10 protein-coding genes and 4 pseudogenes are annotated in these 15876 nt (G+C 62.7%); 4 read left to right on the forward strand and 10 right to left on the reverse strand.

The features are described 5' to 3' along the window. Positions 1-307: 307 nt before the first annotated feature. Positions 308-2452 carry a bifunctional mannitol-1-phosphate dehydrogenase/phosphatase gene (gene mtlD, locus PM2_RS16385; protein WP_028699277.1) on the reverse strand — a complete coding sequence of 715 codons (2145 nt, stop codon included), beginning with the start codon at positions 2450-2452 and terminating at the stop codon, positions 308-310. 386 nt (positions 2453-2838) lie between these two features. On the opposite strand from mtlD, the gene PM2_RS16390 reads away from it, so the two are divergent. Continuing rightward, a complete protein-coding gene (locus PM2_RS16390) occupies positions 2839-3135 on the forward strand; it encodes a DUF3144 domain-containing protein (protein WP_016714831.1) in 297 nt (98 codons plus the stop codon). Between the two features lie 11 nt (positions 3136-3146). Here the strand turns inward: PM2_RS16390 and soxR are convergent, their stop codons facing one another. Beyond that, positions 3147-3602 (reverse strand): redox-sensitive transcriptional activator SoxR, encoded by a 456-nt coding sequence (gene soxR / locus PM2_RS16395; protein WP_016714832.1) that lies wholly within the window; start codon positions 3600-3602, stop codon positions 3147-3149. Positions 3603-3687: 85 nt separating this feature from the next. Between soxR and PM2_RS16400 the strand changes: the two genes are divergently transcribed. Together PM2_RS16400 and PM2_RS16405 are read left to right on the forward strand one after the other, a co-directional pair. Beyond that, positions 3688-4785 carry an efflux RND transporter periplasmic adaptor subunit gene (locus PM2_RS16400; protein WP_028699276.1) on the forward strand — a complete coding sequence of 366 codons (1098 nt, stop codon included), beginning with the start codon at positions 3688-3690 and terminating at the stop codon, positions 4783-4785. Continuing rightward, on the forward strand, positions 4782-7865 hold the full coding sequence (locus PM2_RS16405; protein ID WP_028699275.1) for a MexW/MexI family multidrug efflux RND transporter permease subunit: 3084 nt from the start codon (positions 4782-4784) through the stop codon (positions 7863-7865). Before PM2_RS16400 ends, PM2_RS16405 begins: the two co-directional genes overlap by 4 nt. Before the next feature lie 22 nt (positions 7866-7887). On the opposite strand, the gene PM2_RS16410 is transcribed toward PM2_RS16405, so the two are convergent. The 3 genes and pseudogenes from PM2_RS16410 to PM2_RS16415 all read right to left on the reverse strand — a co-directional run bounded on the left by PM2_RS16410 (position 7888) and on the right by PM2_RS16415 (position 9325). After that, complete coding sequence (locus tag PM2_RS16410) at positions 7888-8625, reverse strand: GntR family transcriptional regulator (RefSeq protein WP_027609526.1); 738 nt, start codon at positions 8623-8625, stop codon at positions 7888-7890. A gap of 68 nt (positions 8626-8693) precedes the next feature. Continuing rightward, positions 8694-8861, reverse strand: a pseudogene (locus PM2_RS30990) (EmrB/QacA family drug resistance transporter); the annotation flags it as partial. A 183-nt stretch (positions 8862-9044) separates the two neighbouring features. Continuing rightward, positions 9045-9325, reverse strand: a pseudogene (locus tag PM2_RS16415) (GNAT family N-acetyltransferase). A gap of 300 nt (positions 9326-9625) precedes the next feature. Here PM2_RS16415 and PM2_RS16420 point away from each other — a divergent pair. After that, a pseudogene (locus PM2_RS16420) lies at positions 9626-10171 on the forward strand (LysR family transcriptional regulator); the annotation flags it as partial. A 101-nt stretch (positions 10172-10272) separates the two neighbouring features. On the opposite strand, the pseudogene PM2_RS31910 reads toward PM2_RS16420, so the two are convergent. The 5 genes and pseudogenes from PM2_RS31910 to lysA all read right to left on the reverse strand — a co-directional run. Continuing rightward, positions 10273-10443, reverse strand: a pseudogene (locus PM2_RS31910) (HIT family protein); the annotation flags it as partial. 3 nt (positions 10444-10446) lie between these two features. Next, positions 10447-12930, reverse strand: a complete 2484-nt coding sequence (locus PM2_RS16425) for a TonB-dependent siderophore receptor (protein ID WP_028699274.1) — start codon at positions 12928-12930, stop codon at positions 10447-10449. A 111-nt stretch (positions 12931-13041) separates the two neighbouring features. Continuing rightward, the gene (locus PM2_RS16430) at positions 13042-13977 is read right to left on the reverse strand and encodes a FecR domain-containing protein (protein ID WP_028699273.1); all 936 of its coding nucleotides are present in this window, start codon (positions 13975-13977) and stop codon (positions 13042-13044) included. Between the two features lie 5 nt (positions 13978-13982). Next, on the reverse strand, positions 13983-14483 hold the full coding sequence (locus tag PM2_RS16435) for a sigma-70 family RNA polymerase sigma factor (RefSeq protein WP_028699272.1): 501 nt from the start codon (positions 14481-14483) through the stop codon (positions 13983-13985). Positions 14484-14592: 109 nt separating this feature from the next. After that, positions 14593-15825: a diaminopimelate decarboxylase gene (gene lysA / locus PM2_RS16440; RefSeq protein ID WP_028699271.1), complete on the reverse strand. Its 1233-nt coding sequence runs from the start codon at positions 15823-15825 to the stop codon at positions 14593-14595. Positions 15826-15876 lie beyond the last annotated feature (51 nt).

Genomic DNA, 15876 nt, shown 5'->3' on the forward strand with positions numbered 1-15876 from the left:
ATGGGAAAGGGCAATGGGTTGCTGATGGACAGGTGGCTGTCATCAGGACACAGCGCGATATTAATGACACAAGGTGTCATATGCAAGCGATGTGTCATGCCCTGGCTTCTTTACAGGATCTGAAAGTGGCGCGGTGACTGTGGGAGCGGGTATGCCCGCGAATCAGGCGATGCGGCGGATGGCACGGGCTTCGCCCGTGTTCGCGGGCGCGCCCGCTCCCACGGTGATCGTGCCCAGCATTCAAGGGTTACTCGAGAAAGTCGCTCGCACAGGGTGGTGGTGCCAACGCCCTTGATGCATCACGGCATCAGGTGCCTACGCATAGTTTGTCCACTCCGGTTTTCACTTCCTTTGGCATGTGTTGCCGGAAAGCACCAGAAATTGCTGTGATCAGTTGCGCATCCCTGACTGGGTCCAACCCTGGAAAACGCTTGCCGTTGTAGTCGCCGTCATGGGTAAGCACGGCTTCTACACTGGCGTCATTGGCCTGGTACACCTGCCTGATCGCCTGGGCTTCGAGGTCCTTGGTTTCTTTGCCATGCAGGGCGTGATGCAGGGCCAGCGCCACACCCAACGCAAGCCCGGGGGTCTGAATACCATGCTTGTGGGCCAGCTCGATGCTGCTGAAAATGCGTTCGTTGCGCTGAAGCTTGCGCAACGGGTCGCGCCCCACCCGGGCACAAGGGTCTTTGAACGAGGTTTTGCAGCGCTCCAGGAAGGTATCGGCAAAACGGCTGACCACTTCCGCCATCTGTGGGTACTCCGCCACCAGCGCGGGGCCGACTTCCTGGTGAATCAGGCGCTCGGCCAGTTCGCTCACCTGTGCATCGCCCATACCTTGGCCTACCGAGTCATGGCCCAGCAGGCTGGCGTACCAGGCAACGATGGCATGCGGGCCATTCCACAAGCGGTTCTTGATGACCTGGATCTGGGTGATGTCAGGCACCGTCTTCACCTGGCGCAGGCGTTCGAGCAGGTCGCTGCCATGCTCTACATACAGCGGCATGTCGGGTTCGCTGTTGAACAGGATCAGGTGCAACTGGCTCATCGCACTGCTGGGCTGGGCAAAGGGCCTGAAGCGCCCGATCAGTCGTTCGTATTCAGGCACTGGCGTCGATGCCTTTGTGGCGACTACCGGCTCGTCTTCCAGGCTGTTCTGGAACATCTGCGACTTGATGCGCAGTTGCCGTACCAGTGCGTCGTTGCTGAGCTTGGAGACGATGCGGCTGACCACCGTTTCGGCGAAGTGGGTCTTTTCCAGCACTTGCTCGCCGATTGCTGGCGGGCACAGCAATGCCAGCTCCGCTTGCACATGGCGGCGCACAAACGCAGCGCCGCCCACCTTGTTCAGCACGATCAGCAACGTCAGCTCACGGCCACGGCGTTCGAAGCGCTTCAACAGGCCTTTGGCAATCACCTGCGCCTGGTTGCGGATGGCCTGCTCGGGCAGGCTGAGGCCGACAATTTCGGCAGCGGTGTACATGTGGACCAGTGCATCATCATCGTCCATGTCGATCATGCGCACATTGTCGATGGTCTGGTCGAACGAAGTGGCCCCGTAGCGCACACTGTAACGGCCGAAGGCATTGACGCTTTCACGCAGCATGCGCGAGCGGGTCGCGGCAATGATCTCACAAGGCCGGGTGTAGCCATCCCAATGGGAAAAGACCTGCGTCAGGTAGCCACCCCCGATGGCGCCGAAACCATGAATGCCCACGCGGAACTGGTTCATGGAGGCCGGGAAGGTTTCGTTCAATTCGGGCATGCCCAGGTCGGGAACGCACTCGCTCAAATCGGCCAGGAACTCGGTCATGCTGCGGTAGGCCTTGAGCGCGCCTGCCTTGATCTCGGGGGCTGGCGGTTTGATATCTTCGATAAGGATCGCCTGCCCCTGAGCGCGCATTGCCGAGAGCATGCCGTTCTCCGAGTCCTCGACCATGAAGCATTGGCCCGGCTCGCAATTGAGCGCGCGGGCGGCTTTCAGGAAAATCTCGGGGTGGGGTTTACCCTGGCTGACTTCATCGCCGCACACGGTGATATCGAAGTACTTCAGCACATTGGCGTTGATCAGGTATTCCTCGGCGATGGCACGGCGGCTGGACGTGGCTACCGCCATGGTCAGGCCCGACTTGCGCAGGCGCTCCAGCACTTCCAGCAGGCCGGCCTTGATCGGTACGCCGTGATTGCGTACGTACTCCAGCTCAAGTTCATCCGCGCGTTTGCGGATTTCAGCATAAGGGAAGTCTTCACCGTTGTGCGCCTTGGCGAGGGCTTCGGCTTTTTTTGCGCTCAGGCCCAGTGAGCCGATCAGTGTGTGCTCGCCCAGCGCCTTGCCGAAGATTTCCAGTGAGGCTTGCTTGAGCGTTCTGAAGCGCAAGCGCTCGGTGTCGAAGAGGGTGCCATCCATGTCGAAGATGGCGCTATGAATCTGTTTGCCTTGAAATAAAAGCATTGAGTGTTGCCCCTGTAAGTGCGTCAGACATCCCGCCTGTAGCAAGCGAGAACGGCGTTGTGCGCTGCAGCGTTGGCAGTCAGGTCGGGGGCAGGCGTTTGGCAGGTGCACGCTCGGGCGTGACACAGAGGTAAGGCGGGGCAGAGCGGGGCGTGCAGAGCAGTGTTGCGAGTTTGGAGGCGAGGCGGATGACGCGTTTGCCTTTGAGGTCACGCCCACTGGCTGCAGTCCGGTTTGCAGGCAGTGGGCGCAAGTAGCGATGGATACGTGTGATTCCTGGCATGAGGTGCTTTGCTTCCTTTTTCGTTGCGGGTGATCCTTTTTCAGCCTTGCACGTATGCGCGCCGCCATGCAAGGCTTGGGCTTCCGTTACCAGGTGAACCGCAATGACCCAAGCTACCGATCAGGCCTTTTACGACCGCGCCGATGCACACATCGACCTGGCCAACCAGCAGATCGAAAAATTCGAAGACCTGGGCAAGGTCAGCGCCTCGCTCACCTTCGGCGCGACCCGTTTCAGTGCCTGGATGAGCGCCCGCAGCTTCAAGAGCGGCGCGGAGCTGGCAGCCGCCCGGGAAGAGATTCTGAAGTACTTCTGCGAGCAGTACCGGATGATGCTCGAAGACAACCTGGACGAGCACATCGAGCACTTTGACCGCTTTGTGCTGGGCAAAGGCGACTGACACGCGTGCGGCTAGCGGGCCTTCTTTTCGAGAATCCGCGCCCCGCTACCTTCCTTGGCCAGCACATCCTCGGGGTTGCGCAACGGGCAATCCTCCAGCGACAGGCAACCGCAACCAATGCAGTTGTCCAGGCTGTCGCGCAGGGCCTCCAGCGTGCGGATGCGGGCGTTCAGGTCTTCGCGCCAGGCCGTGGACATCTCGCCCCATTGCGCCGCCGTGAGCTTGCTGTTGGGTGCATAACGGCTGAAGGCCTGTTTGATTTCCTCCAGCGCAATACCGGTGCGCTGCGCCACCTTGATGATCGCCAGCGTACGCAGCACCAGCGCGGGAAAGCGGCGCTGATTGCCGGCGGTGCGGACACTGGCGATCAGCCCCTTGGACTCGTAGAAGTGCAGCGCAGACACCGCCACGCCGCTGCGCCTGGACACTTCGCCTACCGTGAGCATCCGCGTGTTGTCCGCTGCCATGCCTGTTGACCTCAAGTTAAGTTGAGCTCTTATAGTCCTGCCCGATCTTCCCCGCAACCGCTTTCCTGATTGATCGGAGCACTGCATGAACAAAAGGACGTTACTGGCCTGTGCCGGCGTTGTGGCAGGTGTGCTGGCGGGCGCCTATGCGCTGGTGGGCAACAGCTCGATGCAACCCTCTGCTGCCGCATGGCCGGCAACCAAGGTGGCGCTGGCCACGGCCGAGCAGGTGCAGGTGGCGCGGCAGAACTTTGCCTCGGGGGAGCTGGAGGCGGTCAACCAGGTGCAGGTGGCGGCCGAGGTGGCGGGGCGCATTACCCGTATCGCGTTCGAGTCTGGGCAGACCGTCACCGCCGGGCAGGTACTGGTGCAGCTCAATGACGGCCCGGAGCAGGCCCAGCGCCAGCAGTTGCGGGCCAAACTGCGTAACGCCGAAGTGGTGTTGCAGCGCAGCCGCAAACTGTTAGCTATGCGTGCTGTATCGCAAGAACTGTTCGATAACGCCGCCACTGCCGTGGAAGTGGCCAGTGGCGAGTTGCAGCACGTCGAGGCGTTGATCGCGCAGAAGGCCATCCGTGCACCGTTCGCCGGCAAGCTGGGTATTCGCCGTGTACATCAGGGCCAATACCTGGGCGCTGGCGAGACTATCGTCAGCCTGGCAGATACCCGCCAGTTGCACGTCAACTTCTCCTTGGGCGAGCAGGCTGCGCCCGACGTGCAGGTGGGGCAGGTGCTGGTACTGGATGTGGATGCCGTGCGCGGCCGAGGCTTAAAGGCCCAGGTAGTGGCGGTCGACCCGGTTGTCAGCAAGGCGCGCCTGGTGCAGGTGCAGGCCGCCTTGGTGAACCCGGACGGGCAGTTGCAGCCGGGCATGTACGCCAGCGTACGCCTGGACGCGGCACAGCCGTCGACGGTGCTGGCCGTACCAGAAACCGCAATTACCTACACCGCCTATGGGCAGACGGTGTTCGTCGCCACCCGGGACGCGGAGCATGGCACCCGTGTGAAACGGGTGCAGGTCACCACCGGTGAGCGCTGGCAGGGGCGGGTGGAAGTGACCTCTGGCCTTGCGCCGGGTGATCAGGTGGTGGTCTCTGGCCAGCTGAAACTGAACGATGGCATGTCTGTCGAGCCGGTGACCCAGGACAGCCTGCAGGCCAGCCAGGGAGGGCGGCAATCGTGAAGTTCACTGACGTCTTCGTGCGCCGCCCGGTGTTGGCGCTGGTGGTCAGCAGCCTGATCATCCTGCTGGGGCTGTTTGCCATGGGCAAACTGCCGATCCGCCAGTACCCGTTGCTGGAAAGCTCGACCATCACTATCAGCACCGAGTACCCCGGGGCCTCTGCCGAGCTGATGCAAGGCTTCGTGACCCAACCGATTACCCAGGCGGTGTCATCGGTGGAGGGCATCGACTACCTGTCCTCGTCATCGCAGCAGGGGCGCAGCCTGATTACCCTGCGCATGGTGCTGAACCGCGACTCGACCCAGGCACTGGCCGAGACCATGGCGAAGGTCAACCAGGTGCGCTATCGCCTGCCGGAAAAAGCCTACGACCCGGTGGTGGAGCTGTCGGCAGGTGACTCTACTGCCGTGGCCTACGTAGGCTTTGCCAGTGATACCTTGTCGATACCCGAGCTGAGCGATTACCTGTCGCGGGTGGTGGAACCGCAGTTCTCCGGCATCGACGGCGTGGCCAAGGTGCAGTCGTTCGGCGGGCAACGCCTGGCGATGCGCCTGTGGCTGAACAGCGAGCGAATGGCCGGGCGCGGGGTGACGGCAGCCGATGTGGCGCAGGCAGTGCGTGCCAACAACTACCAGGCGACGCCCGGCCAGGTGCGCGGCCAGTACGTGCTGGCCGATATCCAGGTGGACACCGACCTCACCCGGGTCGAGGACTTTCGCGAACTGATCATCCGTAACGCGGGCACCGACCTGGTACGCCTGCGCGATGTCGGCACCGTCGAGCTGAGTGCGGCGGCAACCCAGACCAGTGCCACCATGGATGGCAAACCGGCCGTGCACCTGGGCTTGTTCCCCACGCCAACCGGCAACCCGCTGGTGATTGTCGAGGGCATTCGCCAGCTGCTGCCGCAGATTCAGCAGACCCTGCCACCGGGCGTGCATGTGGCGTTGGCCTACGAGACCGCACGCTTCATCGACGCCTCGATCCACGAGGTGCTGCGTACCCTGATAGAAGCGATGCTGATCGTGGTGCTGGTGATCTGGCTGTGCCTGGGTTCGCTGCGCAGTGTGTTGATTGCGGTGGTGGCCATCCCGTTGTCGATGCTCGGGGCTGCGGGCCTGATGCTGTTGTTCGGTTTCAGCCTCAACTTGCTGACCTTGCTGGCGATGGTATTGGCCATCGGCCTGGTGGTGGACGATGCCATCGTGGTGGTGGAGAACGTGCACCGCCATATCGAGGAGGGCAAGTCGCCGGTCGCCGCAGCCTTGGCCGGGGCACGGGAAATTGCCGGGCCGGTGATTGCCATGACCCTCACGCTGGCGGCGGTGTATGCACCAATCGGGCTGATGGGCGGGCTGACCGGCACGCTGTTCCGCGAGTTCGCCTTGACCCTGGCGGGGGCGGTGATCGTGTCTGGCGTGGTGGCGCTTACCTTGTCGCCGGTGATGAGCTCGCTGCTGCTGCAACCCGGTCAGCAGCACGGCGCAATGGCCAACCTGGCGGACCGGTTGTTCGGGGCGCTGACCGGGGCTTATGGGAGGGTGCTGGCTTACACCCTGTCTCATCGCTGGATCAGTGGCGGCGTGGCACTGCTGGTGTGCCTGAGCCTGCCCTGGCTGTACCTGCTGCCACAGCGCGAACTGGCACCCCCCGAGGACCAGGCGGCGGTGCTCACGGCTATCAAATCGCCGCAGCATGCCAGCCTGGACTATGCGGAACGCTTTGCGCTGAAGCTCGACCAGGTGATGAAGTCCATTGCTGAAACCACCGACACCTGGATCATCAACGGCACCGACGGCCCGGCCGCCAGTTTCGGCGGCATCAACCTCAGTGCCTGGCAGGCTCGCGAGCGCTCTGCTGCGCAGGTGCAGGCGCAGCTTCAACAGGCGGTAGCGGACATCGAAGGCAGCAGCATTTTCGCCTTCCAGGTGGCCTCGCTACCGGGTTCCAGCGGAGGCTTGCCGGTGCAGATGGTGCTGCGCAGTGCCCATGACTACCCCGAGCTGTACCAGACCATGGAAGCCCTCAAGCAGCGTGCCCGCGACAGTGGTTTGTTCGCCGTGGTGGACAGTGACCTGGACTACAACAACCCGGTGGTGAAGGTGCGCATCGACCGGGCCAAGGCAGCCAGCCTGGGCATCAGCATGCAGGCCATCGGCGAGTCGCTGGGTGTGCTGGTGGGCGAGCAGTACCTCAACCGTTTCGCCCTGTTCGGACGCTCCTACGACGTGATTCCGCAGAGCATTCAGGACCAGCGCCTGACGCCTGCAGCGTTGAACCGCCAATATGTGCGCGCCGAGGACGACAGCCTGGTGCCGCTGGCCACGGTGGTGCACCTGGATATCGAGGTTGCGCCTAATCGCTTGCTGCAATTCGATCAGCAAAATGCCAGCACCTTGCAGGCGATACCGGCGCCGGGTGTGTCGATGGGCAATGCCGTGGCATTTCTTGAGCAGCTGGCCAGTGAGTTGCCGCCTGGCTTCAGCCACGACTGGCAATCGGAATCACGGCAGTACGTGCAGGAGGGCTTTGCCCTGATGTGGGCGTTTCTTGCCGCATTGGTGGTGATCTACCTGGTGCTGGCGGCGCAGTACGAAAGCCTGGTGGATCCGCTGATCATTCTGGTGACCGTGCCGCTGTCGATCTGCGGTGCGCTGCTGCCGCTGGCGCTGGGCTGGGCCACGTTGAACATCTACACGCAGATCGGACTGGTGACGTTGATTGGCCTGATCAGCAAGCACGGCATCCTGATGGTGGCGTTCGCCAACGAGATCCAGGTGCGCGACAACCTTGATCGGGCGGCGGCTATCGTCCGCGCTGCGCAGATACGTTTACGGCCTGTGCTGATGACCACGGCGGCGATGACCTTTGGCGTGCTGCCGTTGCTGTTCGCCAGTGGTGCCGGGGCCAACAGCCGCTTCGGGCTGGGGGTGGTGATTGTGTGCGGGATGCTGGTGGGCACCTTGTTCACGTTGTTCGTGCTGCCGACGGTGTATGGGTGGCTGGCGCGGGATCATCGGGTGGTGTCGGTGCGCAGCAAGCAATTGATCGAGGCCGAGCAGCAATTGCGGCCCCTCTAGGAGCGGCCTTGCGTGCCTGGGATCAGACAGGCGAGCGATCCCGGCGCATCTGGGTGACCAGGGTAAAGCGGTCATCCGGATGCACCGTCTCTGAAACCGCCATCAAATCGCCGTTTTCCTCGCGATAATGGCGAATGATCTTCAGCCCCGGTGAGCCCGCCTCGGCTTTCAGCGCGCAGGCCATTTCTGCGCTCAGTAACACCGCCCGCACCTGCTGGTCGACCACCGCGATCGCCCGGCCATAGTGCTGTTCGATCAACCCGGCAATCAGCTGGTCGGGGTGCTCGCGGGCGAGTTCGATGACCTGGGCATAGTCGCGCTGCGCATACACGTCGGTCCAGCACAGCGGTGCGGCACTGTGCAGGCGGTCGATGCGGATGCTGGACACGCAGAAGTAATGCTCCCCCGGTACCAACCCTAACCGTGTCGCCTCGCTCAGGTCGGCGACGAAGTGCCTCACATCCTGGATTTCCCGCTGCTGGGTTTCGGCCAGGTGTGCAAGGTCGGCCACGCTGGCCAGCGACTGTGAATAGCCACCGAGCGGGCTGCTGGCCTCCACCCGGGTGCCCACGCGTTTGCGCCGCGAAACCAGCCCTTGTCCGAGCAGTTGGTCGATGGCCGCACGCACCGTGTGCCGGCTTACGCCGTACAGGTCGCACAGCTCGAACTCGGTCGGCAGCAGGCTGCCCACCGGATAGCGGCCGCTGGCGATGCCTTGCATCAAGTCCTTTGCCACGATGGCGTAGCGCGTCGGGTTCATACGGTTGGTCTGTCGGGCACAGTGTGTGGAGGCACAGTGTACCAGCCCCCTCACGCGGCCCGCTGGGCGCGCAGCATGGAGAACACCGCCGAAGCTGAGCCGGGCTCGCGCTTGTCCAGCCCGGCCACCGCCAGCACCGACAACGCCACCATGATGAACGGCTGGCCAATGCCACGCACCACCGTGGACGGGATGATCACGTTGTCGGCACTGTCGGCGCTCAGGCTCGCCCCCAGCGGGTAAAGGGAGGATTAGTGAGTCTAGATCGCGTGTTTGGCATTAATTAAGAAACATAATTCTGGGTGTTCAGGGCTTTTCTTGTTTTTCTTATTGTTCGACGTAATTGATACGGCGCTCGATTTCGAAGGCGCTGCATATCTTACGGCAAGCACCTGGTGACCCATTGCCATGCGTGCGTCTCAATCACTCCCTATGGGCAAGCTCATGCGCAGCAACGGAAATGGCCGGCCTTCGCCATCCAGGGGGGACGGCCTGTCTGGATGAAACCGTAATGCTGGTAGAAGCCCACAGCCTGCGGGTATTGCTCGTTGACGTCGACACTCATTGAATGGCGCGATTGGCGGCCGAAGTCCAGCAGCGCGCGGCCAATGCTTTGCCCATGAAGCGTCGCGCGAACGGCGCGCAGCCAGATGTCGAGCAGCTGCGGGTAGTCGGTCGCGATGCCTTGGCGAATGATCATGAGGTCATCCTGAATGTATTGATGGCGGGTGGGCACGCCGGGGATTGGCGGCCATGCAAGGGTCGGCATCATGAATGACTGCTTCGCGAATCAACGCCTGGGCGGTGCACGGCAGGGGAAGCCGGAAGGGAAGAGTGGAAAGGGTACCCGGATTGGGTTGTCTGGGGCAACGCAGCCTGATTCGGGCTTTGGAAAGTAGGTTGCCAGCACTGGCGATACAAGTCTGCACCTTTGACTGGGTCAGGATTACTGTCAATGCTGCAATTGACCCGCAAAACAAGCATGGCCCCGGGAGCGCCAATGAACCGAAACGAACTGCGCAAAGCCGATATCAACCTGATGGTGGTGTTCGAAGCCCTGATGCAGGAGCGCAACCTCACCCGTGCGGCAGAAAAACTGTTCATCGCCCAGCCCACGGTCAGCGCCGCGCTGGCCAGGTTACGGGCGATGTTCAACGACCCGTTGCTGATCCGTGTGGGCAACCGCATGGAACCGTCGGTCAGGGCCGAAGAGGTGATCAAGTACCTCACCCCGGCGCTGGATGCGATGTCCATCGCCCTCAGCCTGTCCCATGACTTTGACCCGGCGACCAGCAACATGACGTTCCGAATCGGTTTGTCCGATGACGTGGAGTCGGGCTTGCTGCCGCCACTGCTGCGGGCCCTGCGGGTGGAGGCGCCGAACGTGGTGGTGGTTGTGCAGCATGTGGATTACTGGCGCATACCGGATTTGCTGGCAGCAGGCGATGTGACGGTTGGCATCAGCCAGACCAGAGGGCTGCCAGCCAATGCCAAGCGCAAGGTGCTGCGCACCCTGCAGGGCAGGGTGGTGCGGGCCGACAAGTCAGCCTGCAAAGATCCTGCTGTTTCGCCACCCTCAGGCCCGCGGCGGCTCCACCACCTGCAGGCCATCCCCCGGCTGCACCAGGCAGCTGGGCAGTACACCGATCAGGTTTGTATCGCCGGTGGCTCAGGGCGCTCACAAAACTCACGCCAGACGTATAGCGTCAACTCGGCGCCGTCAGTTTGCGGTTGCACGCTATCGGTCCAGCCGAATGCCTGCAGCGCCCGGTATCGCTCGTCCGCCCAGAACAGCGCTTCGACCCAAGGATAAACAGGGCCTCAGAACGCCCCTTGCAACGTCACCATGAAGTTACGCGGTTCGCCATAGAAGTTGCCCCAGCCCGGCGCGCCGATAGTGGCGTAGTACTTTTTGTCGAACAGGTTGTTGCCGTTGAGGGCGACGGTCCAGTTCTGGTCAAGCCGGTACTGCACGCGGCCGTTCCACACGGTGTAGCCAGGCTGCTCGACGCGGGTCTTGCCGGTGGTACGGAAGTTCTCGCTCTGGCTGTTGAAACCGGTACCCAAGGTCCAGCGCTCCAAGGCGCCGCCCAGTTGGTAGTCACCCCACACCTTGAGCATGTGCCGCGGGATGAAGCTGGAGGTGAAGGTCAGCTCGGTGGGGTCGGTGTCCTCGATGGTCTTCAGGTACTTGGTCTGGGTGTAGGTGTAGCCTGCCAACAGTTGCAGGCGCTCGATGGGCGAGCCGCTGATCTCGGCTTCGAAGCCCTGCGCACGCACCTTGCCGCTGTCGGTGTAGCAATAGCCGTCGCCTGACGGACAGGTCTCGATGTAGTCGCTTTCTGCGCGGTGATTCTCGACGGTGCGGAACAGGTTGAACGAAGTATTCAGGGCACCCTCAAGCAGCTCGCCCTTGATGCCAATCTCGTAGTTGGCACCGGTCTTGGGCTGGAGTGACTGCCGCTCGGCGTCCACTTTGTCGCTTTGCGGCTGGAAGATGTCGGCGTAGCTGGCGTAGGCGGTCCACTGGTTGTTCAGGTCGTACAGCACGGCGGCGAACGGCGTGACCTGGCCGTTTTCTTCGCTGCGGTTATTCACCCAGTAATCATAGTACTGGGTATAGGAGTCGCTCTTGTTGCGGTACCAGCTGACCCGTGCCCCCAGCACCAGGGTCAGCGGCTCTGCCAGCTTCAAGCGCAGGTTGGCATAAGTGCCGTACTGGGTGGTGGTGGAATCGGTTGGCACGCTACCACCGCGGGTCGGGTTGACCAGGTAATCGGACTTGGACGGGTGTGGGAAATGTGCAGACGGGTCGAATGGGTTCTGCTTGCCGTCCAGCAGCATCAGCGCGAAGTAGTCATGGGTTTTCTGCCGGCTGGCGTTGGCGCCGATGATCAGCTCGTGCTGCAGGCCGAACGCCTCGAATTTGCCATCGACATAGGTATCGAAGCCATAGTCGTCCTGGTCGTAGTCGAAACGACCGGCTCGCACGCTCATGCTGCCGGTGCTGGCGCCGACCGGTACCGTGCCTTCGGAGTAGGCGTATTCGATGTTCTGGTTGTTGTGGGTGTAGATCGAGGCAAAGTTCAGCGTCCAGTCATCGTTGAAGTGGTGCTTGAGGTCGGCAAAGCCGGTAATGCGCTGGCTTTGCAGGTCGTTCCAGCTGACCCCCAGGCAGGTGGAACGCGACAGCTTCAGGTCACTGCCATCGGCGTAGCGTGGCACACCGGCATAGCACGGTGTGGCATCGACATCCTCATAGGCCAGGCCAAAGCCCAGCGTAGTGTCGGGGCTGACATCCCAGTCGATGGCGCCGTACAGAATCTGGTCCTGGCGCTTGGCAATGTCATAGAAGTACTGACGGTCCTGCAGCGCCGCCACGGCCCGGCCACGCACCGTGCCGGATTCGTTGAGCGGGCCGCCCACATCGACCTGGCCGCGGTAGTTGTCCCAGCTACCGGCAGACAGGGTGACGGTGGTAGCGGCTTTTTCCTGGCCGCGTTTGCGCACGAAGTTGACGCCACCGGCGGAGGAACCGGAGCCCTTCATCATGCCAGCCGCACCCTTGAGAATTTCGACGCGGTCATAGAAGGCCATGTCGCTGGAAAAGCTGTTGGCCTGCACGTAGTTGCCACCCACATCCAGCGGCACGCCGTCGTACTGGTACTGGCCGTCCAGGTTGAAACCGCGGGAATAGAAATACTTGCCGCCCATGGGCGAGTCGTACACGGTGATGCCCGGGGTCTTGTCCAGCACCTGTTCCAGGGTGTTGAGGTTCTGGTCGTCGAGCATCTTGCGGGTCATGACGGTGACCGACTGCGGGGTTTCCTTCAGCGTGTGCACACCCTTGCCGATGGTCACGGCGCGGGCGGTGTAAGACTGAGTGCCTTCGCTGGTCGCATCCAGCCGATTGGCATCGATGTTCAGTGGCCCCAACTCCATTGCCGAGCCGTTGTCTGACGGCACCAACACGTAACCGCCATTGCCCTGGCGCTGTGCCTGAAAACCACTGTTGCCCAGTAGGCGCACCAACCCTTCTTCAATGCTGTAGCTGCCCTCCAGGCCTGCGCTGTTCAGGTTGCGGGTTTGTTCGGTGTCGAACGAAATGGTGACGCCCGCCTGCACGCCAAACTGGGTGATGGCGTTGCCCAGTGGGCCTGCTGCAACATGGTAGGCGGTCTGACTCTGGGCCATTGCCTGGGCAGGCATCAGCAGCAAGGCTGGCGCGCTGGCCAGGGACATGCCGAACAGCACCAGGCGCACGGCCTGGCTCAGCGTGGTAGGGGTGGGGTGCAGGTGAGGCATTGGGTGATCCTTCCGAGTTATGGCAGAAAGTCGCTGTCGTCGCGGCTTGTGTCAGGGACGGACGAGAATCAAAATCAGCAAGATTTGAGCGAAAGTTTTTTCACCAGCCGTTCAGGCGGGTTCCACATTCACCCAGTAGCGGCTGAGGTAGCGCACCTTTACAGGCAGGGTTTTCGGCAGGTTGGCCAGCGCAATATCGGTATCGTCGATACGGAATGCGCCGGAAATGCTCATGGCCTGGATTGATGAGGCGCAGCGCAGCACGCCCGGCCGATAGCGGCCCAGCTCTTCGATGAAGTCGCCCAGGCGCCAGTCGTTCACGCTCAGCATGCCCTGTAGCCAGGCCGTGGAGTCGGCGGGCAGGGCATGGGCAAGGGTGAAGTCTTGCTGGTCAAAGCGCGTTTGCTGCCCGGCCTGCACGTTCAGCACCCGGTCAGGATGGCGCTGCGGGCGTACATCGACGCTGGCCTGCAACACGCCTACGCGTGTCTGTTGTGCCAGTTTGCGAACGCTGAACTCGGTACTGCGGGCCAGCACGCTGCCGTCGTCGGTGTGCACGATGAACGGGCGCTGCTGAATGTCGCTGGCCGGGCGCACGAGGATCTCCCCCTGGTACAGCTGGATTGCCCGCACTTTCCTGTCAAAGCGCACATCCAGCGCGGTACCCACGTTCAGTTCCAGCTGCGAGCCATCCGGCAGCTCTACAGCGCGCCGCTCGCCGGTACCGGTACGTTGTTGCGCCATCAAGGCGCGATAGGGCACCTGCTCGGCTGCCAGCCAGCCGCCGCCGCCCATGGCCAGCAGCAGGCTCAGCACTTTCAGCACATCGCGCCGCTGCGTCTGCGCCGCGCCCAGGCTGGACAGCGCCGCGTGTGGCGGCACCATGGCCCATTGTTGCTGAAGCTTTTCAACGCGCGCCCAGGCAGCGGCATGCTGAGGGCTGGCCTGCAGCCACTGGCGCCAGGCGTGGGTGCGGGCTTCATTGCTGTCGCCATCGTTGAGCTGCACGTACCAGGTGGCAGCGGCTTCCAGGGTTTTGACGTCCATACCGTTCAGCCTTCGACTGCCAGCAGGCAGCGGGTCATGGCCTTGATCAGGTGATTCTTCACCGTGGTGACTGACACGCCGAAGCGCTCGGCCGCAGCACCGTAGGTCAGGCCTTCCAGTTGCACGGCGAGAAAGATGGCACGGGTCTTGGGGCCGAGTTCGTCGAGCAGGCTGTCCACGGCCATCAGCATTTCGATGATCGACAGGCGAACCTCTGGTGATACCTCCAGCGGCGCCGGTCGTAGGGCCAGGGCTTGCAGGTAGGCTTTTTCGATGGCGCGGCGGCGCACTTTGTCGATCAGCAGGGAGCGGGCGATGGCGCTGAGGTAGCTGCGCGGTTCGCGAATGGGTAGCTGGCTGCGGGCCGTCATGACCCGCAGGAACGTATCGTGCGCCAGGTCGGAGGCATCGGCTGCGTTTCCCAGGCGGGCGCGCAGCCAGCCTTTCAGCCAGCTGTTGTTTTCGTTGTATAGCTGGTGAAGGGCCTGGTGATCGAGCGTCGACATGGCGTCAAATTCGCAATATGAATAGGAATTGATCGCATTGTCGCGATGAGCCAAGGTGATTGCAAGGAGGGTTTGTCCTGGGGCTGCGATGCAGCCCCAAGCACTGAGATTAGAACCCCGCCTCCAGGCCCAGCAGGTCCTGCACGGTCTGCCGCCGGCGAATCATGCGCAGCGCCCCTTCCTCGATCAGGAACTCCGGCAGCAACGGCCGGCTGTTGTAGTTCGACGACATCGACGCCCCATAGGCCCCGGCATCGTGAATCACCAGCAAATCGCCCACCTGCGCCTGGGGCAGGTCCTGTGGGGTCAGTTCCTGGTCATCCTGGGTGAACACATCCCCCGACTCGCACAGCGGCCCGGCCACCACGGTCGGCTGGCGCGGGCGGTCCACTGGCTGGCCGTTGGCATCGAGCAGGGTCATGCCGTGGTACGCACCGTACATCGCCGGGCGCATCAGGTCGTTGAAGCCGGCGTCGATCATCACGAAGGTATTGCGCCCCACTTGCTTCACAGCGCGCACTTCGGCCACCAGGTAGCCTGACTCCGCCACCAGGAAGCGCCCAGGCTCGATCTCCATGCGCACCTGGTGGCCGAGCATCGCTTCGATTTCCTTGCGTGCCACCGCCCAGGTCTGGGCGTAGCGCTGCAGGTCGACCGGCTTGTCGGTGCTGCGGTACGGGGTGGAGAGCCCGCCGCCGATGGAAAACGCTTCGATGTTCACGCCCAGGCGGCCAATCAGCTCGATCATCGAGCGAGCCACCTGCTCCAGGTGCTGGTAGTCCACACCGGAACCAATGTGCATGTGCACGCCCACCAGGTGCAGGCCATGGGCCTTGATGCAGACCAGTGCCTCCTCCAGCTCTCCGTGCCAGATGCCGTGCTTGCTGTTCTCGCCGCCGGTGTTTGTCTTGCGGCTGTGGCCATGGCCAAAGCCCGGGTTGATGCGGATCCACACGCGGTGGCCGGGCGAGCGTTCACCCAGCTGGCGCAGCATGTCGATGGAGCCCGCGTTCACTTCGATCTTCGAGGCCACCACGCGCTCCAGGGTCGGCCGGTCCAGCGCGTCGCAGGTCAGCACCACGCCGGCAGGGTCGCCGTCCACGCGGGCACCCGCTGCGAAGGCCCGTTCCATCTCACCCAGCGATACGGCATCCAGCACCAGGCCATGGGCGCGCATCAGGCGCAGCACATGCAGGTTAGGGTTGGCTTTCTGGGCGAAGCGTACGGTGTCGAACACCTTCAACTGCTCGACACGTTCGGCGATGGTGCTGGCGTCGTACGCCCACAGCGGCGAGCCGTGCTGGCGGACAGCTTCGGCCAGGAGGGAGAAAGGTGCGGTCATGGTGGCGCTACTCATATAAGGATGACCACGAGGATGAGCCAAACCGGGAAT

Source organism: Pseudomonas monteilii NBRC 103158 = DSM 14164, from assembly GCF_000730605.1.
Lineage (GTDB): Bacteria > Pseudomonadota > Gammaproteobacteria > Pseudomonadales > Pseudomonadaceae > Aquipseudomonas > Aquipseudomonas monteilii.

Coding starts and splice junctions, on each gene's coding strand:
- mtlD (WP_028699277.1), bottom strand. CDS start 2,452: ATGCTTTTATTTCAAGGCAAACAGATTCATAGCGCCATCTTCGACATG.
- PM2_RS16390 (WP_016714831.1), top strand. CDS start 2,839: ATGACCCAAGCTACCGATCAGGCCTTTTACGACCGCGCCGATGCACAC.
- soxR (WP_016714832.1), bottom strand. CDS start 3,602: ATGGCAGCGGACAACACGCGGATGCTCACGGTAGGCGAAGTGTCCAGG.
- PM2_RS16400 (WP_028699276.1), top strand. CDS start 3,688: ATGAACAAAAGGACGTTACTGGCCTGTGCCGGCGTTGTGGCAGGTGTG.
- PM2_RS16410 (WP_027609526.1), bottom strand. CDS start 8,625: ATGAACCCGACGCGCTACGCCATCGTGGCAAAGGACTTGATGCAAGGC.
- PM2_RS16425 (WP_028699274.1), bottom strand. CDS start 12,930: ATGCCTCACCTGCACCCCACCCCTACCACGCTGAGCCAGGCCGTGCGC.
- PM2_RS16430 (WP_028699273.1), bottom strand. CDS start 13,977: ATGGACGTCAAAACCCTGGAAGCCGCTGCCACCTGGTACGTGCAGCTC.
- PM2_RS16435 (WP_028699272.1), bottom strand. CDS start 14,483: ATGTCGACGCTCGATCACCAGGCCCTTCACCAGCTATACAACGAAAAC.
- lysA (WP_028699271.1), bottom strand. CDS start 15,825: ATGACCGCACCTTTCTCCCTCCTGGCCGAAGCTGTCCGCCAGCACGGC.